Source organism: Streptomyces sp. NRRL B-1347, from assembly GCF_000720325.1.
Lineage (GTDB): Bacteria > Actinomycetota > Actinomycetes > Streptomycetales > Streptomycetaceae > Streptomyces.
This window is the reverse complement of the sequence record NZ_JOJM01000234.1, coordinates 1-1,170: the sequence shown is the minus strand read 5'-3', so window position 1 is coordinate 1,170 and position 1,170 is coordinate 1. Positions and strand designations below refer to the sequence as shown.

Annotated in this window: 1 protein-coding gene; it reads right to left on the bottom strand. The window is 65.7% G+C overall.

What is annotated here, in order from left to right:
• Positions 1–2 precede the first annotated feature (2 nt).
• A protein-coding gene (locus IG74_RS54990) for an IS630 family transposase (RefSeq protein ID WP_420710062.1) occupies positions 3–1,105 on the bottom strand; the annotation gives its coding sequence in 2 pieces (ribosomal slippage) (positions 3–653 and positions 656–1,105; 1,101 coding nt in all).
• Positions 1,106–1,170 lie beyond the last annotated feature (65 nt).

Genomic DNA, 1,170 nt, shown 5'->3' with positions numbered 1-1,170 from the left:
ACTCATCTTGAACTCGCGGGTTCCGGCTCTGCGAGCTCCTCCGCAGCGATGAGCAGCCCAGTCCCGATCAAGCAGCCGTCGATTAGGTCGGGGCGGTACTGGAGCTTCTTGAGCTTGCGCTTGACGATGCGTTCGAGGCCGACGAGGTTCGTGGCGACGAAGTTGGCGATGGCCCGCTTGAGGAGCGACCACACGCCTTCGGCAGGGTTCAACTCGGGTGCGTAACTGGGCAACTGGAAGATCCTCAGCCACTCGCGATGCTCCTCGGCGAAGTCGAACAGCTCCTGCATCAGGTGCACGTTGAGGTTGTCCCAGCACCACACGAGCGGGGTCCGCAGTTGCTGGTGCGTCAGTACGATCAGGTCGCGGTAGTCCTGCCAGGTGAAGCTCTTGGGCTCGTTCTTGCGGCCGTGGTAGACGTGGAGCTTGTAGAAGAAGTGCGAGCGGCAGCCCTTGCGGTAGCAGACCACGCCGGCCACGTTGACCCGGCCGTGCCCCCTGCCGCGCACACTCACCACCGGACGCTCCCCGCGCGGCGCCCACGTATGTCCCCGTGGCGGACTCAGGTCCTGCCCCGACTCGTCCTCGAAACAGACGGTCGCGCCCAACTCCGCCGCTACTTTTTTACCTCCGGCCACACCTCGGTCTTCCAGGCCTCGATGCCGTCTTCGTCCCGCTCGACGGCCCGGCGCAGGGGAACCTGCCAGGACCAGCCGTGCCGCTTGAGCAGCTTCCACACCCCCTCCACCGTGTACCCGATGTGGAACAACCGGCCGATCAGCAGCTTGATCCGCTTCAGCGTCCAGCGCTGGTCGTCCTTGAAACCGTGCGCCAGTGGCCCCCGCTTCAACTCCGCTACCAGCCGCTCCCACTGCAGCGGCGTCAGCTTCTCCCGGCACATCGGCCCCTTCGAGCGCAGAGCCTCCGTCCCACCCTCGCGCCAGGCACGCCGCCACTTGCGCACCGACCGCTCCGAGACCCGAAATGCGCGGGCGATGTCCTCGTTCCTCTCCCCGCGCTCAAACCGCTCCGCGGCCTCCAGCCGCAGGCGTTCCCGATCGGCCTGCTCCTTCGGCGTCAGGCCACCGCCATCCGCGTACCTCACAACTCGGACATACCGCAAGGATCATGAAACGTCAGCGACTGGAACCCGCGAGTTCAAGATGAGTA